General features: G+C 73.9%; 28 protein-coding genes. 22 read left to right on the top strand and 6 right to left on the bottom strand.

Features of this window, described 5'->3' with window-relative positions:
* The first annotated feature begins 131 nt into the window (after positions 1-131).
* Genes aroA through metK form a run of 6 tightly spaced genes read left to right on the top strand, consistent with a single transcriptional unit; the run spans position 132 to position 6,251 of the window.
* A complete protein-coding gene (aroA, locus tag Gocc_RS12080) occupies positions 132-1,409 on the top strand; it encodes a 3-phosphoshikimate 1-carboxyvinyltransferase (protein WP_114796821.1) in 1,278 nt (425 codons plus the stop codon).
* Positions 1,406-2,035, top strand: coding sequence for a (d)CMP kinase (gene cmk, locus Gocc_RS12075; protein ID WP_114796820.1), 630 nt, complete (start codon positions 1,406-1,408; stop codon positions 2,033-2,035). Before aroA ends, cmk begins: the two co-directional genes overlap by 4 nt.
* The gene (locus Gocc_RS12070; RefSeq protein WP_114796819.1) at positions 2,032-2,679 is read left to right on the top strand and encodes a lysophospholipid acyltransferase family protein; all 648 of its coding nucleotides are present in this window, start codon (positions 2,032-2,034) and stop codon (positions 2,677-2,679) included. Before cmk ends, Gocc_RS12070 begins: the two co-directional genes overlap by 4 nt.
* A complete protein-coding gene (gene der / locus Gocc_RS12065) occupies positions 2,676-4,013 on the top strand; it encodes a ribosome biogenesis GTPase Der (RefSeq protein ID WP_114796818.1) in 1,338 nt (445 codons plus the stop codon). The genes Gocc_RS12070 and der overlap by 4 nt, the downstream gene beginning before the upstream one ends.
* Before the next feature lie 4 nt (positions 4,014-4,017).
* Positions 4,018-4,974, top strand: coding sequence for an NAD(P)H-dependent glycerol-3-phosphate dehydrogenase (locus Gocc_RS12060; RefSeq protein ID WP_114796817.1), 957 nt, complete (start codon positions 4,018-4,020; stop codon positions 4,972-4,974).
* A gap of 32 nt (positions 4,975-5,006) precedes the next feature.
* A complete protein-coding gene (metK, locus tag Gocc_RS12055; RefSeq protein WP_114796816.1) occupies positions 5,007-6,251 on the top strand; it encodes a methionine adenosyltransferase in 1,245 nt (414 codons plus the stop codon).
* Between the two features lie 195 nt (positions 6,252-6,446).
* Here metK and Gocc_RS15740 read toward each other — a convergent pair whose 3' ends face one another.
* Entirely contained in the window at positions 6,447-6,857 is a 411-nt protein-coding gene (locus Gocc_RS15740; RefSeq protein WP_147281289.1) for an ATP-binding protein, read from the bottom strand.
* 292 nt (positions 6,858-7,149) lie between these two features.
* Here Gocc_RS15740 and Gocc_RS12045 point away from each other — a divergent pair, with 292 nt between their 5' ends.
* The gene (locus tag Gocc_RS12045; protein ID WP_147281288.1) at positions 7,150-7,935 is read left to right on the top strand and encodes a putative Ig domain-containing protein; all 786 of its coding nucleotides are present in this window, start codon (positions 7,150-7,152) and stop codon (positions 7,933-7,935) included.
* Positions 7,936-7,958: 23 nt separating this feature from the next.
* Here Gocc_RS12045 and Gocc_RS12040 read toward each other — a convergent pair whose 3' ends face one another.
* Positions 7,959-8,648 carry a metal-dependent transcriptional regulator gene (locus Gocc_RS12040; protein ID WP_114796813.1) on the bottom strand — a complete coding sequence of 230 codons (690 nt, stop codon included), beginning with the start codon at positions 8,646-8,648 and terminating at the stop codon, positions 7,959-7,961.
* A 91-nt stretch (positions 8,649-8,739) separates the two neighbouring features.
* Between Gocc_RS12040 and Gocc_RS12035 the strand changes: the two genes are divergently transcribed.
* Positions 8,740-9,459: an FTR1 family iron permease gene (locus tag Gocc_RS12035; RefSeq protein ID WP_181813639.1), complete on the top strand. Its 720-nt coding sequence runs from the start codon at positions 8,740-8,742 to the stop codon at positions 9,457-9,459.
* A gap of 27 nt (positions 9,460-9,486) precedes the next feature.
* Here the strand turns inward: Gocc_RS12035 and Gocc_RS12030 are convergent, their stop codons facing one another.
* Genes Gocc_RS12030 through Gocc_RS12020 form a run of 3 tightly spaced genes read right to left on the bottom strand, consistent with a single transcriptional unit; the run spans position 9,487 to position 13,142 of the window.
* Positions 9,487-11,070, bottom strand: coding sequence for an ABC transporter permease (locus tag Gocc_RS12030; RefSeq protein WP_114796811.1), 1,584 nt, complete (start codon positions 11,068-11,070; stop codon positions 9,487-9,489).
* On the bottom strand, positions 11,067-12,077 hold the full coding sequence (locus Gocc_RS12025; RefSeq protein WP_114796810.1) for an iron ABC transporter substrate-binding protein: 1,011 nt from the start codon (positions 12,075-12,077) through the stop codon (positions 11,067-11,069). The genes Gocc_RS12030 and Gocc_RS12025 overlap by 4 nt, the downstream gene beginning before the upstream one ends.
* Before the next feature lie 51 nt (positions 12,078-12,128).
* On the bottom strand, positions 12,129-13,142 hold the full coding sequence (locus Gocc_RS12020; RefSeq protein WP_220150598.1) for an ABC transporter ATP-binding protein: 1,014 nt from the start codon (positions 13,140-13,142) through the stop codon (positions 12,129-12,131).
* A gap of 90 nt (positions 13,143-13,232) precedes the next feature.
* Between Gocc_RS12020 and priA the strand changes: the two genes are divergently transcribed.
* From priA to Gocc_RS11945, 14 genes are read left to right on the top strand one after another with little or no spacing between them, the layout of a single operon-like run.
* Positions 13,233-15,164: a replication restart helicase PriA gene (priA, locus tag Gocc_RS12015; RefSeq protein WP_114796808.1), complete on the top strand. Its 1,932-nt coding sequence runs from the start codon at positions 13,233-13,235 to the stop codon at positions 15,162-15,164.
* Between the two features lie 19 nt (positions 15,165-15,183).
* Positions 15,184-15,795, top strand: coding sequence for a peptide deformylase (gene def / locus Gocc_RS12010; protein ID WP_114796807.1), 612 nt, complete (start codon positions 15,184-15,186; stop codon positions 15,793-15,795).
* A 3-nt stretch (positions 15,796-15,798) separates the two neighbouring features.
* On the top strand, positions 15,799-16,602 hold the full coding sequence (locus Gocc_RS12005) for a methionyl-tRNA formyltransferase (RefSeq protein ID WP_114796806.1): 804 nt from the start codon (positions 15,799-15,801) through the stop codon (positions 16,600-16,602).
* Positions 16,581-17,828 (top strand): transcription antitermination factor NusB, encoded by a 1,248-nt coding sequence (locus tag Gocc_RS16280; RefSeq protein WP_181813638.1) that lies wholly within the window; start codon positions 16,581-16,583, stop codon positions 17,826-17,828. The genes Gocc_RS12005 and Gocc_RS16280 overlap by 22 nt, the downstream gene beginning before the upstream one ends.
* Positions 17,829-17,885: 57 nt before the next feature.
* Positions 17,886-18,566 carry a thiamine phosphate synthase gene (locus Gocc_RS11990; RefSeq protein ID WP_114796805.1) on the top strand — a complete coding sequence of 227 codons (681 nt, stop codon included), beginning with the start codon at positions 17,886-17,888 and terminating at the stop codon, positions 18,564-18,566.
* On the top strand, positions 18,563-19,501 hold the full coding sequence (gene ribD / locus Gocc_RS11985) for a bifunctional diaminohydroxyphosphoribosylaminopyrimidine deaminase/5-amino-6-(5-phosphoribosylamino)uracil reductase RibD (protein ID WP_114796804.1): 939 nt from the start codon (positions 18,563-18,565) through the stop codon (positions 19,499-19,501). The genes Gocc_RS11990 and ribD overlap by 4 nt, the downstream gene beginning before the upstream one ends.
* 52 nt (positions 19,502-19,553) lie before the next feature.
* On the top strand, positions 19,554-20,144 hold the full coding sequence (locus tag Gocc_RS11980) for a riboflavin synthase (RefSeq protein ID WP_114796803.1): 591 nt from the start codon (positions 19,554-19,556) through the stop codon (positions 20,142-20,144).
* Positions 20,145-20,178: 34 nt separating this feature from the next.
* Positions 20,179-21,444, top strand: coding sequence for a bifunctional 3,4-dihydroxy-2-butanone-4-phosphate synthase/GTP cyclohydrolase II (locus Gocc_RS11975; protein ID WP_114796941.1), 1,266 nt, complete (start codon positions 20,179-20,181; stop codon positions 21,442-21,444).
* Between the two features lie 4 nt (positions 21,445-21,448).
* Positions 21,449-22,186 (top strand): 6,7-dimethyl-8-ribityllumazine synthase, encoded by a 738-nt coding sequence (gene ribH / locus Gocc_RS11970; protein WP_220150597.1) that lies wholly within the window; start codon positions 21,449-21,451, stop codon positions 22,184-22,186.
* Between the two features lie 43 nt (positions 22,187-22,229).
* Complete coding sequence (rpmB, locus tag Gocc_RS11965) at positions 22,230-22,421, top strand: 50S ribosomal protein L28 (protein ID WP_114796802.1); 192 nt, start codon at positions 22,230-22,232, stop codon at positions 22,419-22,421.
* Positions 22,422-22,462: 41 nt separating this feature from the next.
* Positions 22,463-22,819, top strand: coding sequence for an Asp23/Gls24 family envelope stress response protein (locus Gocc_RS11960; RefSeq protein WP_114796801.1), 357 nt, complete (start codon positions 22,463-22,465; stop codon positions 22,817-22,819).
* Positions 22,816-24,408 (top strand): DAK2 domain-containing protein, encoded by a 1,593-nt coding sequence (locus Gocc_RS11955; protein WP_114796800.1) that lies wholly within the window; start codon positions 22,816-22,818, stop codon positions 24,406-24,408. The genes Gocc_RS11960 and Gocc_RS11955 overlap by 4 nt, the downstream gene beginning before the upstream one ends.
* 6 nt (positions 24,409-24,414) lie before the next feature.
* Entirely contained in the window at positions 24,415-24,804 is a 390-nt protein-coding gene (locus Gocc_RS11950; RefSeq protein ID WP_114796799.1) for a response regulator, read from the top strand.
* A complete protein-coding gene (locus Gocc_RS11945) occupies positions 24,795-25,655 on the top strand; it encodes a DegV family protein (protein WP_114796798.1) in 861 nt (286 codons plus the stop codon). The genes Gocc_RS11950 and Gocc_RS11945 overlap by 10 nt, the downstream gene beginning before the upstream one ends.
* Positions 25,656-25,669: 14 nt before the next feature.
* Here the strand turns inward: Gocc_RS11945 and Gocc_RS11940 are convergent, their stop codons facing one another.
* Positions 25,670-25,915, bottom strand: coding sequence for a hypothetical protein (locus Gocc_RS11940; protein ID WP_114796797.1), 246 nt, complete (start codon positions 25,913-25,915; stop codon positions 25,670-25,672).
* Positions 25,916-25,919: the final 4 nt, after the last annotated feature.

The raw sequence follows: 25,919 nt of genomic DNA, 5'->3' as shown, positions 1-25,919 counted from the left end.
GGCGCCTCGTGGGGATGTCTGCGGGAGGGAGACGGCTCCGGTGCTCGTGACCGTCCGCTGCGGGCTCGTGCCGTGCGGCCCGGCGCGTGCGGGCGGCGCGAGGGGCGGAGGGCGGCGTGAGGGTGGAGCCGATGCACCGGATCGTCGGGCACATGGCGGTGCCCGGCGACAAGTCGATCTCGCATCGCGCCGTGCTCCTGGGAGCACTCTGCGACGGTGAGACGCGCGTGACGGGCTTCGGGCGCTCTGCCGACACCGAGGCCACGATCGAGGCCGTGCGCGCCCTCGGCATCACCGTCTACGAGTACGACGACGAGACGCTGCACGTGTTCGGCAAGGGGCTCCGTGGCCTCGGCGCGCCCGCGAAGCCGATCGACTGCCGCAACGCCGGCACGCTCGTGCGCCTGCTCGCCGGCATGCTCGCCGGCCAGGAGGGGCAGCGGTTCACGCTCACGGGCGACGCGTCGCTGAGCGCCCGACCGATGGGCCGCGTGACCGAGCCGCTTCGCCTGATGGGCGCCGCCGTCGAGAGCGAGGACGGGCACCTTCCGCTCGTGATCGAGGGCCGGCCCCTGCACGCCGTCACCTACGAGCTGCCGGTCGCGAGCGCCCAGGTGAAGTCCGCGATCCTGCTCGCCGGCCTCTCCGCCGACGGCGAGACGACCGTGGTCGAGCCCGTGCCCACGCGTGACCACACGGAGCTGATGCTGGCGGCGGCGGGGGCGACGATCGTGCGCCGGCAGACGAGCGTCTCCGTCCGGCCCGCCGCGCGGCTCGCGCTGGGGGAGATCGAGATCCCCGGGGACTTCTCCTCGGCGGCGCCGTTCATCGTCGCCGCGACGCTCGTTCCCGGCTCGGAGCTCCACATCCACGGCGTCAACCTCAACCCGCGCCGTACCGGGCTGCTCGGCATCCTCGCGCGCATGGGCGCGAACGTGACCGTGTACAACCGGCGGCAGATCGCGGGAGAGCCCGCGGGCGACCTCGAGGTGCGCTCCGCCGACCTCGTCGCCACGGCCGTGACGGGCGCGGAGGTGCCGTCGGCGATCGACGAGCTGCCGCTGTTCGTGCTCGCCGCGTCGTGCGCGCACGGCGACAGCGTGCTGCGCGGCGCCGGCGAGCTGCGCGCCAAGGAGAGCGACCGCATCGAGGCGACCGCCGACGCGCTGCGCGCGCTCGGGCAGCACGTCCGCGCCGTCGACGACGGCTTCCGCATCCGCGGCGTGCCGGCGCGCCCCCACGGCGGCCGCATCGCGAGCCGGGGCGACCATCGCATCGCGATGCTCGGCGCGATCGCGGCGCTCGCCTCCCGGCGGGGCGTCGAGATCGAGGACGCGGAGTGCGTGGCAGTAAGCTTCCCCGGCTTCTTCGAGCTCCTCGACTCCCTGCGGAGGGAAGCCGCCGAATGATCGTCGCCATCGACGGCCCCGCCGGGGCCGGCAAGAGCTCCGTCGCACGCGCTCTGGCGCGGCGCCTCGGATTCCGCTACCTGGACACAGGGGCGATGTACCGCGCGCTCACCTGGCTCGCGTTGCAGACCGGCACCGCTCTCGACGATGCCACCGCGCTCGCGCGGCTCGCGCGCGAGCGCCCGGTCGAGTTCGGCGCCGGCGATGCCGTCGCGATCGCGGGGCGCGACGTCACCGCCGAGATCCGCCAGGCCGAGATCGACGCCGCCGTACCCGTCGTCGCCCGCCACCCGGAGGTGCGCGAGGTGATGCGGGAGCGCCAGCGGGCGCTGGGCGAGCAGGGCGACTCGGTCATCGAGGGCCGCGACATCGGCGTCGTCGTCGTCCCGCACGCCGATCTCAAGGTGTGGCTCGTGGCCGACCCGCGGGTGCGCGCGCTGCGGCGCCACGCGGAGCGCGACGGCCTCACGGTGGCAACGCTCGCCGACGAGCTGCGCCGCCGGGACGAGCGCGATGCCGCCAACACGCACCGCGCCGAGGACGCCGTCGAGGTCGACACCACCGACCTCTCCCTCGACGAGGTCGTCGCCCGCATCGAGGGGCTCGTGCGGGAGCGGGTCGGGTGACCGCCGCGGACAAGGTCTGGGCGATCGGGCGGCCGACGATCGGCGGCGCCGTCAGGGTGGGCGCGCGCCTGAAGGTGTACGGCAAGGAGCGCGTCCCGCTGGAGGGTGGCCTCGTGATCGCGTGCAACCACTTCCACTGGATCGATCCGGCGGCGCTCGGCGCGGCGTGCCCGCGCACGATCTACTACATGGCCAAGATCGAGGCGCACCGCGCGCCCGGGCTCGGCACCATGATCCGGGCGTTCGGCTGCTTCCCCGTCCGTCGCGGCGAGTCCGACCGGGAAGCGGTGCGCACGATGCGGCAGGTCGTCCGCGACGGGCTCGCGCTCGGCCTGTTCGCCGAGGGCACGCGGCAGCGCTCCGGCGTGCCCGGTGAGCTGCAGCCGGGAGCGGCGATGGTGGCGCTGCAGGAGGACGTGCCCGTGATCCCCGTCGCGGTGCACGGCTCGCAGACCTGGCGACCCGGCAACTTCCATCCCGTCTCCATCGCCTGGGGCGAGGCGTTCTCGTTCGAAGGCCTGCCCAGGGGCGGCAAGGGCTACAAGGAGGCGTCCGCGCTGCTGCAGGCGAAGATCCGCGCGCTGTTCGACTTCCTCGTCGAGATGCACGCGCTCGGACGCCCGGACGGCGTGCCGCCGCGATGAGCAGGCGCGACGCGGAGCCCGAGGAGTCCCGCGCGATCGCCGGCACCGTCGCGATCGTCGGGTTCCCGAACGTGGGCAAGTCGACCCTGATCAACCGCCTCACGCAGAGCCGCGCCGCCGTCGTCCACGAGACGCCCGGTGTGACGCGCGACCGCAAGGAGCTCCTGTGCGAGTGGACGGGGACGTGGTTCCGGCTCGTGGACACCGGCGGCGTCGACGCGGCGGACGGCGGGCCGTTCGGGTCGAAGATCGCCGAGCAGGCGCGCGCCGCGATCGAGGAGGCCGATCTCGTGCTGTTCGTCGTCGACGCGCGGGCCGGCATCACGCCCGGCGACGAGGAGCTGGCGGCGATCCTGCGCGCGGCCAAGCGCCCCACGATCGTCCTCGCCAACAAGATCGACGATCCCCGGCGCGACACCGACGCCGCCGTCTTCCACCGGCTCGGCCTGGGCGAGCCGTGGCCGCTGTCGGGCCTGCACGGCCACGGTAGCGGCGATCTGCTCGACGAGATCGTCGCGCGGCTGCCGGGCACGGGCGAGGTCGCGATCGGGCAGGAGGCGATCCGCGTCGCCATCCTCGGCCGGCCCAACGTGGGCAAGTCGTCCCTGCTCAACCGCCTCGTCGGCCGCGAGCGCGTCATCGTCTCCGATGTCCCGGGCACGACCCGCGACGCGATCGACACGGTGCTGAAGCGCGGCGACACCACCTTCGTGCTCGTCGACACGGCCGGTCTGCGCCGCAAGCGCAAGCAGCGGCAGGGGATCGAGTACTACTCGGAGCTGCGCGCGCTCGAGGCGGCCGGGCGGGCGGACGTCGCGCTCGTGCTGTTCGACTCGTCGGAGGGGATCGTCGAGCAGGACCTGGCGGTCGCCGACGTGGCCCGCAAGGCGGGCTGCTCGACCCTCGCCCTGCTGTCGAAGTGGGACGTGAGCGAGCTCGACATCGTCGAGGCGGAGGGGCACCTCGCACGCCGCCTGCGCCAGCGCCCGCCGGTGATCGCCGTCTCCGCGAAGACCGGCCGCGGCGTCAACCGCGTGCTCGACAAGGTCGAGGAGCTGTTCGCGAAGCACAGCGGGCGCATCACCACCGGCGAGCTGAACCGGGCGCTCGGCGAGCTGAGGGAGGCCCGCCCGGGCCCGCAGGGCGAGCGCGGCCGGCGGCTCAAGCTGATGTACGGGACGCAGGTGAGCACACGGCCGCCGCGCATTCGCATCTTCGTCAACGACCCGGGGCTCGTCACCCGCGACTACGGCTACTGGGTGGAGAACGAGCTGCGCAAGTGCTTCTCGCTCGAGGGTGTTCCCGTGTCGATCGACTTCGTCAAGAGCGAGTAGCGCGGTGCGCGCCGTCGTCGTCGGCGGGGGCTCGTGGGGAACGGCGTTCGCCGCCCTGCTGCGCGAGCGCGGGCACGAGGTGACGCTCGCCTGCAGGGACGCGGCGCAGGCGGCCGCGATCGCCGAGAGCGGCCGTAACCCCCGCTATCTGCGCGGCGTCGACCTGAGCGGCATCCGCGCGGCGACGATCGAGTCGGCCCCGATCGCCGAGGCGAGCCTCGTCGTCGTCGCCGTGCCGAGCGCCGCCTTCGCGTCCGTCGTGGCGGGGCTGCCGGGGACGGCGCCGCTGCTGAGCCTCACGAAGGGCCTCGATCCGGCCACGGGCGTCCGCCTCTCGACGCTCGTGCGCGGGCGACCGGCGGCGGTGCTGTCGGGCCCGAACATCGCCGACGAGATCGGGCGCGGGCTGCCCGCCGCGGCGGTCGTCGCCTGCGACGACGCGGCGCTCGCGCTCGAGCTGCAGCGCGCGATCACCTCGCCGGGGTTCCGCGTCTACGTCAACGACGACGTCGTCGGCGTCGAGCTGTGTGCCGCCGCCAAGAACGTGATCGCGCTCGCAGCCGGCGCCGCCGACGGGCTCGGGCTCGGCGACAACGCGAAGGCGGCGCTCGTCACCCGTGGGCTTGCCGAGATGGGCAGGCTCGCAGAGGTCGCCGGCGGCAGGCCGGAGACCTTCGCCGGCCTCGCCGGCATGGGCGACCTCGTCGTCACCTGCTGGTCGGCGTCGGGGCGCAACCGGCGCGCCGGGGAGCTGATCGCGCAGGGGACGGCGCCGGCGCAGGCGGCCGCGCAGATCGGCACGGTCGTGGAGGGCCTGACGACGGCTCCGCTGCTGCGCGATCTCGCGCACCGCCTCGAGGTCGAGATGCCGATCACGGAGGGCGTGTGCGCGGTGCTCGGCGGCCTGCCGCTGACCGACCTCGTGGCGAGCCTGATGCGGCGGGAGCCAACCGCGGAGTGACCCGTCCGTCCACCAGGTAGGCTGTGGCCTCGATGAGCGTGCGCTCGTTCCAGTTCAGCTCCGAGTCCGTCACCGAGGGGCATCCCGACAAGATCGCCGACCAGATCTCGGATGCCGTGCTCGACGCGGTGCTCGAGCACGACCCCGAAGGTCGCGTCGCCTGCGAGACGCTGATCACGACGGGGCTCGTCGTCGTCGCGGGCGAGGTCACGACGACGACCTACGTCGACATCCCGCGCCTCGTGCGTCGAACGGTCGGCGACATCGGCTACACGCGGGCCAAGTACGGCTTCGACGCCGACACCTGCGGCGTCGTCGTCGCGCTCGACGAGCAGTCGCCCGACATCGCGCAGGGCGTCGACGAGTCGTTCGAGGTGCAGCACGGCGACCGCGACCCGATCGACCGCGTCGGCGCGGGCGACCAGGGGATGATGTTCGGCTACGCGTCGAACGAGACGGCCGAGCTGATGCCGCTGCCGATCCAGCTCGCGCACCGCATCACGCACCGGCTGTCGGCGGTGCGCAAGGCGGAGGTGCTGCCGTACCTGCGGCCGGACGGCAAGGCGCAGGTGACGGTGCGCTACGAGGTGGACGAGCACGGGTGCCAGCGCCCGGTCGAGATCGAGCGCGTACTCGTCTCGACCCAGCATCGCGACGGCCTCGACGCGGAGACGCTGATCAAGCCCGACCTGATCGACCACGTGCTGCGTCCGATCCTGCCGCACGACCTGTACGACGAGAAGCGCTTCTACGACCGCGACTTCGTCTACGTGAACCCGACCGGCAAGTTCGTCATCGGCGGCCCCATGGGCGACACGGGCCTCACCGGCCGCAAGATCATCGTCGACACCTACGGCGGCGCCGCCCCGCACGGCGGCGGCGCGTTCTCCGGCAAGGACCCGACGAAGGTCGACCGCTCGGCCGCCTACGCGGCGCGCTACGTGGCGAAGAACGTCGTCGCGGCAGGTCTCGCCGACCGCTGCCAGATCCAGGTCGCCTACGCGATCGGGGTCGCGCACCCGCTCAGCGTGCTCGTCGACTGCTTCGGCACCGAGCACGTGGCGCTCGCGACGATCGAGAAGCTGATCGGCGAGCACTTCGACCTGCGGCCGGGCGCGATCATCCGCGACCTCGACCTGCGCCGGCCGATCTACATGAAGACCGCCGCGTACGGGCACTTCGGCCGCGAGGAGCACGACTTCACCTGGGAGCTGACCGACAAGGCCGACATCCTGCGCGCGGCCGCCGGGCTCGGCGCTCCCGTGCAGGTCTCGTAGGCCCTCGCCGGGTCGCCCTCGCCCGCCTCGCCGACGATCACGCTCCCGTCGTGCAACCGCGTGAGGCGATGGGTGCGCCCGGCGGTCGCGTCATCGCGCGCAACCGTGCTCGCTCGGGCGCTGCGCGCTCGACGCCTCCTCCGCGCCGGAGAACGGCCATGAGCTTTGGAGCGGCGGAGAGGTGGAGGCGGGCGGCTACGCCGTGGCGAGCGGTGGCTCCGTGACCTCGGGCGCCGGCGTCCCGGCCGGGAGGGTCAGCCGCATCTGGGTGCCGCCGACGCCGGCTACCTCGGCGCGGACGGTGCCACCGTGGGCGTCCGCCACCTGGCGCACGACCGACTCCTCCAGGCGAACGTCGAAGGACACGCCCGGGAAGTTCCGCCTCGTGCGCTCGATCGCGTCCGCCGCGACGAGGTCGAACCGCACGTCCTCCGCTTCGGCGCCGGCGTCGAGGCCGGCGACGCGGGCGTCGCCGCCGGTGGGCTGACGAAGGAGCAGGCGACGAGGTCGAAGGCCGACCTGAAGCAGCGCGTCGCCGATCTCGTCAACGGTACGCGGCCCGAGGGCTTCGGGCCAGGATTCGGCCGCGACATGGGGCCGAGTCACGGGTTCGGCGACCGCCGCGGTGCTGCCATCGTTCCCGCCGGCCGCGCCGGCGCGATGTTCTGAGCTCGCGCGCCGCCCTCGCGTGGCGACCCCACCTCGCCTGGTCGCCCGGGCGAGGCAGGGGCGTCGATCGCCGTTCCGTTGAGTGGGGGTGGGGGCGTTGCGATCGGGGCCCCCGATCGGGCACCATGGGGCGAAGGTGCGTCGAGCACTCCGAACCGCGCTCGCGATCGTGGCTTTTGCAGCCGTCGCCCTGCCGGCCTCGAGCTCGGCCGCGGTTCCCCCTGCGCGCGTGACCGTGATTGGCGACTCGGTGGCGACCGGAGTGCTGTGGAACGAGAAGGCGCTCGCGATCCTCGGGCAGGGGGTCGATCTCCAGATGCAGGTCGCGGTGTGCCGGCGGCTCACGGGCGAGAGCTGCCCGTACGAGGGCAGCCAGGCCTCGACGGTCGTCGACCTCGTGGCGTCGCTCGGCCCTCGCGTCGGGCCCACCGTGATCATGGTCGTGGGCTACAACGACTTCCAGCGAACCTTCGCCTCGAGCGTGGAGGCCTCGGTCCGGGGGCTGCTCGGGGCGGGCGTCGAGCGCATCCTCTGGGCGACCCTGAGGGCCGCGCGCCGGCCGTATCTCACGATGAACGCCGACCTCTGGGCGGCCGCAGCCGCACATCCGGAGCTGACGATCGTCGACTGGAACGAGTACGCGCGCGCGTACCCCGGCTGGTTCCAGAACGACGGGCTCCACCTCACCCGCGCCGGGGGCGTTGCGCTCGCCACGCTACTGCGCGCGGCGCTCGTGCCGCAGGAGGATCCGCCGTCGATCGTGCTCCCCGCGAGCGGCCTCTCCGTGGCGCGCCTCGGGCGCAAGTACGAGACGCGCCTCTCCGCGGACGGAGGCGCCCCTCCATACCGGTGGGCGGTCGTGTCGGGCACGCTGCCGACGGGGTTGCGGCTTCGGCCCGACGGGCGCATCGCCGGTACGCCGAGGCGGGCGGGTAGCGTGACCGTCGTTCTTCGCGCACGCGACGCCAACGGCGCCACGGCGATCCGCCGTGCGGCCCTCGTCGTCGCGCGCTGAGGCGCGTCGGGGCCGGCGCGCGGCTACGCGGCCGGTCGCACGTACATGCCCTGGGCCGCCTTCTGGGCGATGCCGCGCTCGTCCCCCGCGAGGACGATCTTGAACTGTCCCGCGGCCGGCTGCGCCTCGCGCACCTCGACGGTCGAGCCGGGCACGAAGCCCTCGTCGTAGAACCAGTGCAGCAGGTCGCCGTCGTGCTCGGCGAGCCGGACGATCTCTGCCTCCCGACCGGGCTCGAGCTCGGCGAGCGAGACGAGCCCGGCGTTCTCGGCCTGCTCGACGTCGGTCTCGACCGGCCAGCCGTGCGGGCAGCGGTCGGGGAAGCCGAGACGCTCGTTGATGCGCTCGATCATCTCGTCGCTGAACGTGTCGCCCATCTCGTCGGCCTTCTCGTGCGACTCGTACGGCGTGTACCCCATGAAGTCGGTGAGGAAGCGCTCGATCAGCCGGTGCTTGCGCACGACGCGCTCGGCGCGCTCGATGCCGGCGGGCGTGAGGATCGCCTCCTTCTGCTCGCCGCGCTCGACGAGCCCCTCGGCCTCGAGGCGCTTCAGCATCTCGCCGGCCGATGCGCGCGAGACGCCCAGCATCTCGGCCACGCGCGACGCGATCGCGCTCGAGCCGGTGGCCGGGCGGTACTCGCCGATCGGGAAGGCGAGGAAGTAGATCGTCTCCAGGTACTCGTCGATCGAATGTCCCTGCCCGTGCGCCACGATCGCCTCCCGGTTGACGTCCCCGACCGGATGTCACTATAGTCCGAGCGTCCGTGTAAGGAACACCTTACAACCAAGGAGAGGTCGGATCGTGGGCTCGGGGCTAGTCGTTCTGCGAGAAGGGTTCGAGGCGTCGCTCGTCGTGGCGATCGTGCTCGCGTTCCTCGACAGGAGCCGGCGCCGCGACGGCTTCGCCGCCGTGTGGCTCGGCGTCGGCCTGGCGCTCGCGGTCAGCGCCGTCGTCGGCATCACGCTGTTCGCGATCGGCGCCGAGCTCGACGGGACGTCCGAGTACCTGTTCGAAGGCGTCACGACGATCTCGGCCGCGAGCCTGCTCGTGTGGATGATCTTCTGGATGCGGCGCCAGGCGCGGTCGATCCGCACCGACCTCGAAGGGCAGGTGAAGAGCGCGCTCGCCGAGGGATCGGCGCTCGGGCTCGCGGCAGTCGCGTTCGCGGGCGTGCTGCGCGAGGGCGTCGAGACCTCGCTGTTCCTGTTCTCGACGACGTCGAAGGCGAGCCCGCTGCTCTCACTCGCGTCCGGGCTCGCCGGCCTCGCCGCCGCGCTCGCGCTCGGCTACGCCTTCTACCGCGGCTCGCACCGCCTCGACCTGCGCCGGTTCTTCACGATCACGAGCGGGCTCCTGCTCGTGTTCGCCGGCTGGCTGCTCGCGAAGGGCCTGGAGGAGCTGGCCGAAGCCGGCGTCGTGCCGGAGAACGAGCTCGTGCTGTGGGGCGCCTTCGTCGCGCTCGCCGCCCCGACGCTGTGGTTCTTCTTCCGGCCGCAGCGCCGGAACGCCGCTTCCGCCTGAGCGAAGGGGGATGTCCCGGCCGGCGCTCTAGCCGCCGTGCGCGCCCGGCCGGCGATCGGCGAAGACGAGGTAGAGGACGGGCGCAGACACCGCGATGAGCACGAGCGACGGCAGCGCCGCGCGCGAGTAGGCCCCGACCTGCGTGAGCGTCCAGATCTCCGTCGCGAGGGTCTCGAAGCCGATCGGCCGCAGCAGCAGCGTCGCGGGCAGCTCCTTCATCGCCGACAGGAAGACGAGGGCGCCGCCCGCCAGGAACCCCGATCGCGCCAGCGGGACGGTGACGGTGACGAGCGTCGACAGCCAGCCGCGCCCGAGCCCGCGCGCCGCCTCCTCGACGCGCGGGTCGACGCGGTGCAGCGCCGACTCGACGCCGGAGAGCGCCTGCGGGAAGAACCGCGTCACGTAGGCGAACACGAGCAGCGCGAGCGTCTGGTAGACGGGGGCGGCGTAGCGGGCGGCGAAGAAGACGAGCGAGAGCGCGATCACGAGACCGGGGAGCGCGTTGCCCGCGAACGAGAGCCGCTCGAGCGTGCGGGAGCCCCGCGACGGGTAGCGCAGCGCCAGCACCGCCACCGGAACCGCCGCCGCGACGGCCCACGCCGCCGCGAGCGCCGAGGCGGCGAGCGACGACAGCGCCTGTGCCCAGGGCAGCTCCAGCGCCCGGTCGTCGACGATCGCGCGCTCGAGCCAGAATCCGAGCACGAAGGCCGGGAGCGCCAGGAACGCTCCGGTCACGATCGCACACCAGGCGAGCGCGGCGACCTTCCAGCGCCCGAGCGGGACGGGCGCGGCCCGCCGGGCGGCGCCGGGGCTCGTGCGGTGCACCCGTCCGCGCGTGCGCACGCGCCGCTCGACGACGAGCGCGACCGCCGTGAGGGCGACGAGGACGAGCGACAGCACCGCAGCCGGCGTGCGGTCGAACAGGCTGCGGTAGTGCAGGTAGATCGCCCGCGTCAGCGCGTCGTAGCGCATGAGCGAGACGACGCCGAAGTCGGAGAGCGTGTAGAGCGCGACGAGGAGCGCGCCCAGCGAGATCGCCGGGCGCACGGACGGAAGCGTCACCCGCACGAAGACGCCGGCCCGCCCGACTCCGAGACTGCGCGCGGCCTCTTCCTGCCCGGGATCGAGATCGCGCAGAGCCGACCGGGTGAGCAGGAACACGTACGGGTAGGTCGACAGCGTCAGCGCCGCCAGCGCGCCGCCGTAGCCTGTCGGGTCGGGGAGGCGCTCGATGCCGAGCGCCTGCTGCAGGAGCCCCTTCTCCCCGAAGAGGCCGAGCAGGCACAGCGCCGCGACGTAGCTCGGGATCACGAGCGGAAGCGCCGCCGCGGCCGACCAGAGGCGCCGGCCCGGCAGATCGGTGCGGGTGACGAGCCACGCCGTCGGCACGGAGACGGCGATGGTGGCGGCGACGACGCCGCCCACGAGCAGCACCGTGCGTCCGGCGAGCCGCAGGGTGCCCGTGTCCCACAGCAGGTCGACGGCTCGGCCGCCGCCGCTCGCTACCCGGATCAGCAGGTAGGCGAGCGGCAGCAGCAGGAGGACGACGGCGGCGCCCGCCGCGAGAGCGAGCGGGAGCGGGGGGCGCCTGCCTCCCGCTCCGCGGCTCACGACAGGTAGCCGGTGCGGCGCAGCAGCTCCAGCGTCTTCTCGAGCTCGCCGCCGAAGCTGCCGAGGTCGACGTTCGGGCCCTCGAGCCGGTCGAGCGGCGGCAGCCCGTTCCTGGCCGGGATGCCGGCGACGAGCGGGTACTCGGCCTCCTCGGCGCTCTCGCCGTAGAAGCGCTGGCCGTCGTCGGAGAGCAGGAAGTCGACGAGCTTGCGCGCGTCGTCCTGCCGGTCGGAGGTCGCGAGCACGCCGACGCCGGCGACGCTCACGAGCGCGCCGGGGTCGCCCGGCGCGAGGAAGTGGTTGGCCACCGGCGCGTCCGGCCGCTCGGCCTTGACGAGGTAGAGGTAGTAGTGGTTGACGAGGCCGATCTCGATCTCGCCCGCTGCCACCGCCTCGACGATCGGCGTGTTCTTCTCGTAGGTCTTGGGATCGTTCCGCTTCAGGTCGACGAGCCACTGTCTCGTCTTCTCGTCGCCCGCCGACAGGCGCATGGCGGTGACGAACGCCTGGAACGAGGCGTTGGTAGGCGCGATGCCGATCTTCCCCTTCCAGACCGGATCGGTGAGATCGAACACCGAGTCGGGCACCTGCTCCTCGCCGAGCGCGTCGGTGTTGTAGGCGATCACGCGGGCGCGGCCCGACGTGCCCACCCACCTGCCGCCGCTGTCACGGAACCGCTCTGCGACACGGTCGAGCGTCGCTTGCGGCAGCTCGGCCAGCTGCGCCTCGACGGCCCCGAGCGAGCCGGGATCCTGGGCGAAGAAGACGTCGGCGGGCGAGTTGCCGCCCTCCTCGGCGATGGTGGCGGCGAGCTCGGCGCTGTCGCCGTAGCGCACGTCGACCTTGATCCCCGCCGTGCGCTCGAACTGTTCGAGCAGCGGCTTCACGAGCTCCTCCTCCCGCCCCGAGTACACCGTCAGTGGGCCGCTCTGCGAGCTGTTGCCCCCGCAGCCGGCGGCGATCGCCACGACGGCGGACAGTGCGACCAGTCCCATCCAGATCTTCATCGAACCTCCTTGTAAGGCATGCCGTAATAACTAAGTAAGGCACACCTTACATCAGTCGCGATGGAAGATCGCGGCGGCGCCCTCGTGCACGTGGATCGAGACTCGTGCGTCGAGCGGCACGACCTCGTTCGACGGGCGCTGAGACACCAGCTCGACGCCGTCGAGGAGCAGGCGGTAGAAGACGTCGTGTCCGCGGAACTCCCGCCCCACGACCTCGGCCGCGCCCGCGGGGTCGGGTGCGAGCTCGAGCAGCTCCGGTCGCACGAGCACGTCGACCGCGGTCGCGCCCGCCGTCCCGTTGGCCGCGAAGCAGCCGATCGGCGTGCGGACGACGCCGCCGGCCACGGTGCCGGGCACGAAGTTCGCCGCCCCCAGGAAGGTGGCGGCCCAGCGGCAGCGCGGGCTGCGGTACAGCTGCTCGGGCGTCCCCTCCTGCACGATTCGTCCCTCCCGCATCAGCGCCACCCGATCCGCCAGCGAGAACGCCTCCTCGCGATCGTGGGTGACGAGCACGACCGTGACGCCGAGCGGCCGGAGAATCGCCGTCACCTCGTCGCGGAGCTCGCCGCGGAGATGGGGGTCGACGTTCGACCAGGGCTCGTCGAGCAGGATCACCTCGGGCGAGGGCGCGAGCGCGCGCGCGAGCGCCACCCGCTGCTGCTGGCCGCCCGAGAGCTCGTGGGGGTAGCGCTCGCCGAGGCCGCAGAGGCCGACGAGGGCGAGCAGGAAGGAAACGCGGGCGGCCCGCTCGCCCCGCGGTACCCCGAAGCCGATGTTGGCGGCGGCGGTGAGGTGCGGGAACAGCGCGTAGTCCTGGAACACCATGCCGACGCGCCGGCGCTCCGGCGGCACGCGAACGCCGCCGCCGGCCACGCGCTCGCCGGCGATCGAGACGGTGCCCGCGTCGGGCGCCTCGAAGCCCGCGATCATCCGCAGCAGGGTCGTCTTGCCGCAGCCCGACGGTCCCAGCAGCGCGACCACCTCGCCGCGCTCGACGCACAGCGAGGCGCCGGAGACGGCCTCGACGGGCCCGAACCGGCGCGTGGCGGCCTCGACGGCGATCATCGAGCAGGACATGTAAGGGAAACCTTACAGGCCTCGCGAGCACGGCGACGACGGGCGGCGGCCCGCCCAGGGTGCGTCTACGCTCGGGAGGTGCCGCTCGCGTCCGTCTACCCGCTCGTCTCCACCCGCGCGCTCGCCCGCCCGTTCACCTACGAGGTGCCGGACGGCGTCGGCAAGGGCGCCGTCGTCGCGGTGCGGCTCGGGCGCAGCAGCACGCGCGGAGTGGTGGCCGAGGTGGGCGTCGAGGCGCCGTCCGGGATCTCGCCGGCCGCGGTCGGCAAGGTTCTCGACCGCATCCCGCCGCCGCTCGTCGACCTGGCGCTGTGGATCGCCGACTACTACGGGTCGACGCCCGCGCGGGCGCTCGAGCTCGTCGCGCCGCTGCGGCGCGCCCCGCGGGGCACGCGGCCGTCGCCCGCCGAGCGCGAGTCGCTCGCGGGCGAGCCGGAGCCCGGGTCGCTGACAGGCGAGCAGCGCACGGCCGTCGCCCGCATCACCACCGCCTTCGACGAGGGCTGCGGCGCGCACCTCCTGCTCGTCGGCCCGACCGGGAGCGGCAAGACAGAGGTGTACCTGCAGGCGTGCGCAGCGGCTCTCGAGCGGGGGCTCGGGACGATCGTGCTCGTGCCCGAGATCGCGCTCGCGCCCCAGACGGTGGGCCGCTTCCGCGAGCGCTTCGGCGACACCGTCGCGATCATGCACTCGGCGCTCGGCGAGGCGGAGCGGCGCGACGAGCGCGACCGCATCGCGTCCGGCGAGGCGCGCATCGTCGTCGGTGCGCGCTCGGCGGTGTTCGCACCGATGCGCGGCGTCGGCCTCATCGTCGTGGACGAGGAGCACGACGCGGCGTTCAAGCAGGAATCCGATCCCCGCTACGACGCGCGCACGGTCGCGGCGAAGCGCGCGGCGCTCGAGGGTGCCGTCGCCGTGTACGGCAGCGCGACGCCGCGGCCCGAGAGCTGGGCGAGGCTGGAGCGGATCGAGCTCTCGGTGCGCATCGGCGCGCCGATGCCGCGCGTGCGCCTCGTCGATCTCCGCCGCGAGGCCGGCTACCCGCTGTCGGCGCCGCTGCTCGCCGAGCTCGGGCGGCTCGCGGACAGGGGCGGCAAGGCGATCCTGCTGCTCAACCGCCGCGGCGTCGCGCCCGCGCTCCACTGCCGCGCGTGCGGCGTCTCGCGGCGCTGCGGCTCGTGCGACGTGGCGCTGACGCTGCACCGCGACGGCCGCCTGCACTGCCACCACTGCGGCTTCTCCGAGCCGGTGCCCGAGGCGTGCCCTGCCTGCGGATCGTCGCAGCTCGCACAGATCGGCGCCGGCACGCAGCGGCTCGAGACGGAGCTCGAGCGTCACGTTCCCGAGCTCGAGCGCATCCGGCTCGACGCCGACACCGCCGCCGAGCCCGGTGCCCTGCGTGCGACGATCGAACGCTTCCGCGCCGCCGATCGCGCCGTGCTGATCGGGACGCAGATGGTGGCGAAGGGCCATCACTTCGCGGGCGTCGAGCTCGCCGCGGTCGTCGACGCCGACACCGGGCTCGCGCTGCCCGACTTCCGCGCCGAGGAGCGCACCTTCCAGCTCGTCACCCAGCTCGCGGGGCGCAGCGGCCGCGACGCCCCCGGCCTCGTGCTCGTGCAGACCTTCCAGCCGGAGGCGACGCCGCTGCGGTTCGCCCAGCGCCACGACGTCGCCGGCTTCCTCGCGGAGGAGATCGAGCGCCGCGCGGCGCTCGCCTACCCGCCGCTGCGCCACCTCGTCACCGTCGTCGCCTCAGGGCCCGACGCGAGCGGCCCGGCGCGGCTGCTGCGCGAGGTGCGCGAGGGCCTCGCCTCCGTCGACGCGCAGGTGCTCGGACCCGCGCCGCTCCTGCGGCTGCGCGGCCGCCACCGCGCACAGCTCGTGGCGAAGACCTCCGAGCCGCGCCGTCTCGCGCGGCAGGCGGCGGCGCTGCTGGCGGCGGCGGGGCCGGCGCTGCGGAAGTCCGGCCTCACGGCCGTCGTCGACGTCGACCCGCAATCGCTGTAGGCCGGGCTACACTCGCGCCATGGCCCACGACCATCACCACGATCACGACCACGACGGCGACGGGCACGAGCACGACGACGCCTACGACGACGAGCGCGAGCAGGAGGACGCAGAGAGCGACCTGCGGCGGCGCGTCGCGCTGTCGCAGGTGCGGCAGTACGGCGATCCCGTGCTGCGCATGCGCGCGAACGAGGTCGAGGCGTTCGACGACGAGCTCGCCCGGCTCGCGGAGCGCATGATCGCGCTCATGCACGACGCGGATGGCGTCGGGCTCGCGGCGACCCAGGTCGGCATCCTGCGGCGGCTGTTCGTGTTCCACCACGACGGCGCCGACAGGGTGCTCGTGAACCCGGTGATCACGGCTTCCGCCGGCCCCGAGGAGGTCGACGAGGAGGGCTGCCTGTCGCTGGGCCCCGTGCGCGTCCCCGTGGAGCGCCCCGTCGAGGTGACGATCGAGGGCAGGGACGCGGGCGGAGAGCCGGTGACGCTCGAGCTCGAGGGCCTGCCGGCGCGCGTCGTGCAGCACGAGCTCGACCATCTCGACGGCACGCTGATCATCGACCGCACCGATCCGGCGTCGCGGCGCGAGGCGCTCTCGCGCCTGCGTCCGAGGCTGATCCTCTCGAGGTAGCGGTTGGCGCGGATCGCCGTCGCGGCGACGGCTCCGTTCGGCGCGGACGTGCTCGAGCGCCTCGCCGCGCGTCACGAGATCACCCGCCTGCTGACGCGGCCGGACGCGCCCGGGGGACGCGGGCGCAAGCTCGCCGCGCCGCCCGCGAAGCGCGTCGCGGAGCGGCTTGGGATTCCCGTCCTGCAGCCCGATCGTCCCGCCGCGGGCCTCGACCTCGGGGCCGACACCGTCGTCGTGTGCGCCTACGGTCCGCTCGTCCCCGAGCAGCTGCTCGCCGAGCGCCGCTTCCTCAACGTCCACCCGTCGCTGTTGCCGCGCTGGCGCGGCGCCGCCCCCGTCGAGCGGGCCATTCTCGCGGGCGACACGGAGACGGGGGTCACGATCCACGAGACGGTGAAGGAGCTCGACGCGGGGCCGGTCGCGGCGCGGGAGGCGTTCCCGATCGGGCCGGACGACGACGCGGGCGCGGTGTTCGCGCGCGCCGCGGAGGTCGCCGCGCGCCTGCTCGACGACCTGCTCGCCCGGCCGCGGATCGTGTTCACGCCGCAGCGCGAGGAGGACGTCGTGTACGCCGAGAAGATCGGCGCGGAGGATCGCGTGCTCGACCTCTCGCTGCCGGCCGAGCTGCTCGTGCGGCGCGTGCGCGCTCTCTCGCCGCACATCGGCGCCCGCGCGCAGCTGCACGGCCGCCCGGTCACCGTCTGGCGGGCCCGGGTGGGGGAGGACGGCTCCTTCGAGCCGCTCGAGGTGCAGCCGGACGGCGGGCGCCGGATGGACGTCGAGTCGTGGCTCCGCGGCCTGCGCTGATCTCCCCGGCGCGCCTCGCGGCATTCGAGGTGCTGCGCCGGGTGTTCGAGGAGGAGGCCTACGCCGACCGTGCGCTGCGCGTCGCCGCCGAGCGCCTCGATCCGCGTGACGCGGCGCTCGCCCGGCAGCTCGCCTACGGCGCGGTGCAGCGTGCGCGCACGCTCGACCACGCGATCGAGACGCTCGGCCGCCGCCCGCTGCGGCGCCTCGACGCACCGGTGCGGGCGGCGCTGCGGCTGGGCGCCTACCAGCTCGCGTTCCTCGACGGCGTACCGCGCTACGCCGCGGTGAACGAGTCGGTGGAGCTCGTCCGCCGGGCAGGGCTGGAGCGGGCGGTGGCCTTCACGAACGCCGTGCTGCGCCGCCTCGCCGAGGGGGCGCGCGAGCTCGTCGAGGCGCTGCCCGAGTCCACCCCCGCCGAGGCGGCCCTGCGCCACTCGTATCCCGACTGGGTGGCCGAGACGTGGTGGCGCGATCTCGGGGCGGACGGCGCCCGTGCGCTGATGCGGGCGCAGAACGAGCCGCCCGAGACGGTCGTGCGGCTCGTCAGGGGCACGATCGACGGCACGCCCGACGCGGGGATCCCGGGGGCGTGGCACGTCGACCGCGTCGACGGGGCCGCGCTCGCGGAGGGGAGGATCTGGCCGCAGAGCCGCGGCTCGCAGCTCGCGGGCCTCGCGGTCGGCTCCCGCGCCGGCGAGCGGGTGCTCGACCTGTGCGCGGCCCCGGGCGGGAAGGCGACGATGCTGGCCGGAGAGGTCGTGGCGGTCGAGCTGAACGAGGCCCGCGCGCGCGAGCTGGAGGACAACGCGCGCCGGCTCGGCGCCCGCGGCGTCACCGTCGTCTGCGCCGACGGGCGTGCGCTGCCGCCGGCGCTCGACGGCTTCGACCGGGCGCTCGTCGACGCGCCGTGCTCGGGCCTCGGCGTGCTCGCCGCCCGCCCCGACCTGCGCTGGCGCTCGCAGCCGCTCGCCGAGCTGCAGCTCGAGCTGCTCCAGGCGGCCGCGGCGCGCGTACGACACGGCGGCACGGTCGTCTACTCGGTCTGCACGATCAACGCCGACGAGTGCGAGGCCGTCGTCGACGCCTCGGGGCTCGCGGTCGACCCCACCCTGGGGGAGGAGTGGCCGCGCTTCCGCCACCAGGCGCGACCCGACTTCCTGCGGACGCTTCCACACGTCCACGGCGGCGCCGGGTTCTTCGTCGCCCGGCTGCGCGTTCCCTGACGGCGGGCGCGCCCTCTCCCGCGCGCGAGAGGACGCGGCGGCCGTAAGATCGACGTCGTGGGCTGGAGCGACTGGATGCGGGGGGACGTCGAGATCGAGCCGTCGCTGTACGCGGCCGATTTCATGCGGCTCGGCGCGCAGATCGAGTCGCTGCTCGACGCCGGCTGCCGCATCTTCCACTTCGACATCGGCGACGGGCACTTCGTGCCGCCGGTGACGATCGGACCCGTCGTGCTGCGCTCGATCGCGCCGCGGATCCACGAGCGCGGCGGCGTGCTCGACTGCCATCTCATGGTCACCGATCCCGCGCACCACTTCGCCGAGCTGGCGGCGTCGGGCGCGGACGCTGTCACGTTCCACGTCGAGGCGACCGCAGACGCCGCCGGCGTCGCCGCGGCGGCGCGCGCGCTCGGGCTCGCCGTCGGCGTCGCCTTCAATCCCGAGACGGAGCCCGAGGCGGCGGCGGCCCTCGCCGCCGAGGCGGGAGCCGAGATCGTGCTCTGCATGAGCATCCATCCCGGCTACTCCGGCCAGGCGTTCATGCCGCAGGCGCTCGCACGGATCGCACGCCTGCGGCAGCTCGTCGAGGTGCCGATCCAGGTCGACGGCGGCGTGGGGGAGGGCAACGCCGCGGCCGCGCGCGCCGCCGGCGCCGCGCTGCTCGTCGCGGGCAGCGCCGTCTTCGGCGATCCCGACCCCGGCGCCGCCTACCGCCGCATCGCCGCCGCCTGCGCATGAGCCTCGAGCGGGCGCTCGCGCTGGCGGCGGAGAGGCTCGGCGTCGCCTACCCCAATCCCACGGTGGGAGCCGTCGTCGAGCACGGCGGCGAGGTCGTCGGCGAGGGCGTGACGGAGCCGTACGGCGGACGGCACGGCGAGATCGTGGCGCTCGCGGCCGCGGGCGAGCGCGCGCTCGGCGCCACCCTGTACGTGACGATGGAGCCCTGCGCCCACCACGGGCGCACGCCGCCCTGCGTCGACGCGATCCGCGCCGCGGGCATCGCGCGGGTCGTCGCGGGCTGCCTCGACCCCGACCCCGAGGCCGCCGGCGGCCTCGACGCGCTCCGCGCCGCAGGCGTCGAGGTGGAGCTCGACGACCGCTTCGAGGCGCGCCGCCAGAACGAGGCGTGGCGCACCTGGAAGGCGCTCGGGCGCCCGTTCGTGACCTGCAAGGCGGCAGCGACGCTCGACGGACGCGTCACCGTTCCCGGCGTGCGCTGGGTCACCGGCGCCCCGTCGCGCCGGCTCGTGCACGAGCTGCGCGCCGCCTCCGACGCGGTCGCCGTCGGCATGGGCACCGTCCGCGCCGACGCGCCGCGGCTCGACGCGCGCGACGTCCCCGTCACCCGGCAGCCGCGCCGGCTCGCGTTCGGCCGCGGTCCGCTGCCGGACGGGTGCGAGCTCGAGCTGCGCAGCGGCCCGCTCGCGGAGGAGCTGGCCGCGCTGGCCGCCGAGGGCGTGCAGTCGCTGCTGCTCGAGGGCGGCCCGACGCTCGCGACCGCGTTCCTCGAGCAGGGCCTCGTCGACAGGCTGCTCCTGTTCGTCGCCCCGCTGCTGTCGGGCGACGGCCCGCGGCTGCTCGGCGACCTCGCCGCTCCCGTCGGGCTCACGCGCCTCTCGGCGCGGCAGGTCGGCGACGACGTGCTGCTCGAGGCGTACGTCCGCGAGCCCTGAGCGCGCCCGCCGCCGGGCGCGACCGCCCTCCGCGCGGATGTAGCCTTGCGCCATGTTCACGGGCATCGTGCGCGAGGTCGGCCGCATCGCCTCGCTCGCGGGCGGCGACGACGGCGTGCGGCTGGAGATCGACGCGCCGCGCACCGCTCCCGTGGTGGAGGTCGGAGGCTCCGTCGCGATCAACGGCGTCTGCCTGACGGCGGAGTCGATCGACGGCGAGCGCATCGCGTTCCACGCCGTGCCGGAGACGCTGCGCCGCACGACGCTCGCGGGGCTGTCCGCGGGCGCCCAGGTGAACCTCGAGCCGGCGCTGCGGGCGGGCGACGCGATGGGCGGCCACATCGTGCAGGGGCACGTCGACGGCGTCGGCCGCGTGCAGTCGGTCGAGGCCGAGGGAGAGGGCCTCCGCGTCATCGTCGAGGCGCCCGACGACCTCCTCCGCTACTGCGTCGAGAAGGGCTCGATCGCCGTCGAGGGCGTCTCGCTCACGATCGCCGAGCTGCACGACGACGCCTTCGGCCTGGCGCTGATCCCGCACACGCTCGCCGAGACGACGCTCGCCGAGATCGCCCCCGGACGGCCCGTCAACCTCGAGGTCGACGTGCTCGCGAAGTACGTCGAGCGGCTCGTCGCCCGGGGATGAGCTCCGCCGGGCTACCATCAGCCGCGTGACCGCGATGCCCGAGACGACGCCGTTCGCCACCATCGAGGAGGCACTGGAGGAGATTCGCTCCGGCCGCTTCGTGGTCGTGGTGGACGACGAGGACCGCGAGAACGAAGGCGACCTCACGATCGCAGCCCAGTTCGTGACGCCCGAGGCGGTCAACTTCATGGCGATGCACGGGCGCGGCCTCATCTGCCTCTGCCTGACGCCCGAGCGCTGCTCCGAGCTCGGCCTGCGCCAGATGACCGATCAGAACGAGACGCCGTACGGCACCGCGTTCACGGTGTCGATCGAGGCGCGCGAGGGCGTCTCGACGGGTATCTCCGCCGCAGACCGCGCCCACACGATCCAGGTGGCGATCGACCCCACCGCGTCCGCCTCCGACCTCGTCCAGCCGGGCCACGTCTTCCCGCTGCAGGCCCGCCCGGGCGGCGTGCTGCAGCGCTCCGGCCAGACCGAGGCGGCCGTCGACCTGGCACGCCTCGCCGGGCTCACCCCCGCCGGCGTCGTCTGCGAGATCATGAACGACGACGGCACGATGGCCCGCGTCCCCGACCTCGTCGGATACTGCGAGCGGCACGGGCTGAAGATGGTCACCGTCGCCGACCTGATCGAGTACCGCCGCAAGCACGAGAAGCTCGTGGAGCGCGTCGCCTCGGTGCGGCTCCCCACCGCCCACGGCGAGTTCCAGGCCGTCGCCTACCAGGAGACGCTGACCGGCAAGAACCACGTCGCGCTCGTCAAGGGCGACGTCGACGGCGCCGAGAACGTGCTCGTGCGCGTCCACTCCGAGTGCCTCACCGGCGACGTCTTCCACTCGATGCGCTGCGACTGCGGCGAGCAGCTCGAGCACGCCCTCGCCCGCATCGAGGAAGAGGGCGCCGGCGTCCTGCTCTACCTCGCGCAGGAGGGCCGCGGCATCGGGCTCCTCAACAAGCTGCGCGCGTACGAGCTCCAGGAGCAGGGGCTCGACACGGTCGAGGCGAACCTCCGGCTGGGCCTCGTCGCCGACGCGCGCGAGTACGGGATCGGCTCGCAGATCCTCGCCGACCTCGGGCTCAGCACGATCCGGGTGCTCACGAACAACCCCAAGAAGATCAGCGGCATCGCCGGCTTCGGGCTCTCCGTCGTCTCGCAGGAGCCGATCGAGATCGTGCCGAACGACGAGAACCGGCGCTATCTGGAGGCGAAGCGTGACAAGCTCGGGCACACGATCGGAGGGAAGGTGCACCACCAGCGCGTGCGCTTCGATCCCGAGTCGTCCCGAGACGGAGGCTGAGACGATGAGCGAACGGTTCGACACCCCGCAGTGGGGCGGCGATGTCCCGCGGCGCGGAGCCGCGGACGAGGCGCAGGAGCCTGACGGGCCCGATCTCGAGGCGGCGGCCGAGAACGTCCTCGAGGGCTGGCCCGAGTCCGACGAGCCCGTGATCGACCGCGAGCCCGACGACGAGGCCGCCGCCGTGCCCGACACGGGCGAGCCGGCCGCTCCGCTCGCGGATCACGTCTCCGCCACGATGGAGCACGCTCCCGGCGAGCTCACGGTGCCGCCCGGGTTCGCGGTGCTCGAGGGGCAGCCGGTGGGAGAGCGCCGCGCAGTCGGCATCGTCGTCGCGCGCTTCAACGGGGACGTCACGACGCGGCTGCTCGAGTCGGCGCTCGCCGAGCTCGAGACGCGCGGCGTCGCCCGCGGCGCGATCACGGTGATGCCCGTTCCCGGCGCGTTCGAGCTACCGCTCGCTGCGATGGCCCTCGCCAAGACGCGCCGCTTCGCGTGCATCGTCGCGCTCGGCTGCGTCATCCGCGGCGACACCCCGCACTTCGACTACGTCTCCGGTGAGACCGCCAGCGGGCTCCAGCTCGCCGCGATCGAGACCGGCGTGCCGGTCGCCTTCGGCGTGCTCACGCTCGACCGCGCCGATCAGGCGGACAGCCGTGTCGACAAGGGCGCCGAGGCCGTGCGCACCGGGCTCGAGATGGCGGACGTGTTCGCGAACCTCCGGGCCGCCGCGGCGCGGTAGCGCCGCGCCCGCGCCCGCGCCCTTCGGTACCATCCGTCGCCGCATGTCCAAGGTCTGCTCCATCTGCGGGAAGAAGCCCGGCTTCGGCAACAACCGGAGCCATTCCATGGTCGCCACCAAGCGCCGCTTCAACCCGAACCTCCAGCGCGTCCGCATGCTGCTCGACGGCAAGGCCACCCGCGCCTACGTCTGCACGCGCTGCCTCAAGGCCGGCAAGGTCACGAAGGCCGTCTGAGGCGCAACCCCCCGCCTGCCCCCGTCGTCTAACCTCGCGGCGTGGACAGGGGCACTCATCTCGCACGGACGTCCGACCTCGGGCGCATCAGCGTCTCCTCCGAGGCGGTGGCGCAGATCGTCGGCCACGTCGCCGCGGAGAGCTACGGCATCGTCGGCATGGCGGGCCGCCGCTTCCCGCGGCTTCCCGGCCGCGACAAGCTCACCGACGGCATCGAGGTGAAGGCGCGCGACGGCGGCCTCGAGATCGACCTCCACGTCGTCGTCGAGTACGGCCTCAACCTCGCCGAGGTCGCCTCCACCGTGCGCAGCCGCGTCGGCTACGAGGTCGAGCGCCAGACCGGGCTCACGGTCGCCGCCGTCGAGGTGAGCATCGAGGACGTCAGGCGGTCCCCGTGAACCTCGACCGGGCGCGCGAGATCGCCAGGGCGGCTCTGCACAACCTCGAGACGAACCGCCGGCGCATCGACGATCTCAACGTCTACCCGGTGCCGGACGGCGACACGGGCACGAACCTGACCCTCACCGTGCGCGCGATCGTCGAGGCGCTCGACCGCTCCAGCGCCGACGGTCACGAGGCCGTGGCGCGCGAGCTCTCCCGCGCCGCTCTCATGGGCGCGCGCGGCAACTCCGGCGTCATCTTCAGCCAGATCGTGCGCGGCTTCGCCGACGTGCTCGCCGAGCAGGACGAGATCGACGGCCCCGTCGTCGCACGCGCGTTCCGGTCGGCGAGCGATGCCGCCTACCGCGCGGTGCGCCGCCCCGTCGAGGGGACGATGCTGACCGTGATCCGCGAGATGGCGGAGGAGGCGGAGCTGCCCGAGGTGCGCTCGCTGCCGAAGGACGAGCTCCTCGCGCGCGTCGTCGCCCACGGCGAGGACGCGCTGCGCCGCACGCCGGAGATGCTGCCCGTCCTCGCGGAGGCCGGCGTCGTCGACGCCGGCGGTGCCGGGCTCGTGGAGATCATCCGCGGACTGCGCGCCGCGGTGGCGGGAGAGGAGCTCCCCGACGCGCCCGCCGCCGGGGTCGAGCTCTCGCTCGACGCCGTCCACCGGGAGCTGTCCCGCTACCGCTACTGCACGGTCTTCGTCGTCGAGGGGGAGGAGCTGGATGCGGGCAGCCTCGAGCGCGAGCTCGAGCGGATCGGCGACTCGCTCCTCGTCGTCGGCGACGCCACGGCGCTGAAGGTGCACGTCCACAGCGACGACCCGGGCGCCGTGCTCACGCTCGCGACACAGAGGGGAGAGGTCGAGGGGGTCGAGATCGCGAACATGCACCGGCAGACGGTGGAGCGCGGCGAGCGGCTCGCCGCCGGCTCCGTGAACGGCCTGCCGACGCTCGAGACGGGCGTCGTCGTCGTCGCCCCCGGCGAGGGCAACCGGCGGCTGTTCGAGAGCATGCGCGCCGCGCGGGTGATCGAGGGCGGGCAGACGATGAACCCGTCCACCGCCGACATCGTCGCCGCCGTCGACGCGACGCCGGCGACCGAGGTGATCGTGCTCCCCAACAACAAGAACGTGATCCTCAGCGCGGAGCAGGCAGCGGCCCTGGCGGGCAAGCCCGTGCGCGTCGTCCCGACCTGTTCCGTGCAGGCGGGGCTCGCGGCGATGGTCGCCTACGACCCCGAGCGCTCCGCCGCCGAGAACGAGGAGACGATGCGCGACGCGCAGGCCGCGATCGCCGCCGGCGAGGTCACCGTCGCGTCGCGCGACGTCGAGCTCGACGGCGTCGACGTACGGCGGGGCGCCTGGCTCGGTCTCGCCGACGGCGCCGCGGTGGCGAGCGGCGACGACTTCGTCGAGGTCGCCTGGGCCGTCGTCGAGCGCCTGCTGGACGGCGGGCGCGGCCTCCTCACCCTGCTCACCGGCGCCGACGCGCCGCCGCTCGCGGATCTCCTCGAGCGCATCGGCACGCGACACCCCGAGGTCGAGGTCGAGACGCACGAGGGCGGCCAGCCGCACTATCCGCTGCTGCTGTCGGCGGAGTAGGCGGCTGTGGACGCGATCCGCGTGTTGCTCGCCGAGGACAACGACGTCTACTGCTCCACGCTCGAGCTCCTGCTCGGCGCCTGCGACGGCATCCATGTCGTCGGCGCCGTCGCGGACGGCGTCGCCGCCGTCGCCGCCGTGGGCGCGCTCGCTCCCGACGTCGTGCTGATGGACTTCCGCCTGCCGGGCCTCGACGGCGCTCGGGCGACCGCGCGCCTCCGCGACCTGTATCCGGAGACGGCGGTCATCTGCCTCACGGCCGAGGCAACCGCAGCCGATCGCGACGCCGTCCTCGCTGCCGGCGCCGTCACGCTCATCGAGAAGGGCCGACCCACGGAGGAGCTCGTCGCAGCGATCCGGTCCGCGTGCACGAGAGGAGACGACCGATGGACCTGACCGAGACGAACACCGCGATCGTGCTCGATTCGACGTCCGACTTCCCGGAGGCGCGCGAGCGCTACCCGAACATGAGGGTCGTGCCGCTGTACGTGCGCTTCGGCGAGGAGTCGTATCGCGACCACGTCGACATCGGCTCGCACGACTTCTACGAGAGGCTCGAGCACGCCGCGGCGCTGCCGACGACCTCGCAGCCGACCCCGCAGGACTTCCTCGACGCCTACGCGAGCCTCGACGGCTACGAGCGCATCTACTCGCTGCACCTCTCGGCCAAGCTCTCCGGAACGTTCCAGTCGGCGGCGCTCGCGGCCGCCGAGCTCGGGGGCGAGCGGGTGCGCGTGGTCGACTCGGAGACCGTCTCGCTCGCCGTGGCGATGCTGGCGCTGGCGATCCAGCGCCGCCTGGCGCGTGGCACGAGCGACGAGGAGATCGACCGGCTGGTCGAGCGCTTCAGACGCCGGAGCGGCGTCGTCTTCACCGTCGGCACGCTCGAGTACCTGCAGAAGGGCGGGCGCATCGGGCGCGCGCAGGCGCTCGCCGGCACGATCCTCAACGTGAAGCCGATCCTCGGCGTGGACGGCGGCGTGATCGTGCCGATCGGAAAGGTACGCGGCCGCCAGAAGGCGCTCGCGGAGTTCGCCCGGGTGTTCACGTCCGCCAGCGAGGATCGCCCCGGCCTGCGCGTCGCGATCGCGCACGCGGACGTGCCCGAGTGGATCGACGTGCTCACCGACCTCGTCCGCCGCGCCCGACCGCAGGCCGAGATCGAGCTCGTCGGGAACCTCGGCGCCGTCGTCGGCAGCCACGCCGGCCCGGGCGCCGTCGGCTTCTTCTGGTTCCAGGACGAGTGAGCCCAACGGCAGGGCTAGTCGTCGCGGTCGGACGACTTCTCGTGGCCCGACCGGGGCGCGTCGCTCCTGCCGGCGCCCGTCGTCACGGGCGCTGCCGGTGCGCCGCCGTCCCGTGTGAAGACCGCGCGCGGGCTCAGCTTCCCGGCCGGCTCGCTCCCGTCCTGCGTCAGCCCGAGCAGCGTGAGATTCGCGAGGATGCCCGCTGCGGCGATCGCCGCCACGAGCGCGGCGGCGACGGCGACTCTCTGCCAGGAGCGCACGGCC

It is taken from the genome of Gaiella occulta (assembly GCF_003351045.1).
GTDB lineage: Bacteria > Actinomycetota > Thermoleophilia > Gaiellales > Gaiellaceae > Gaiella > Gaiella occulta.
Note: the sequence above shows the minus strand (reverse complement) of the source record. Positions and strands in the feature narration are given on the sequence as shown.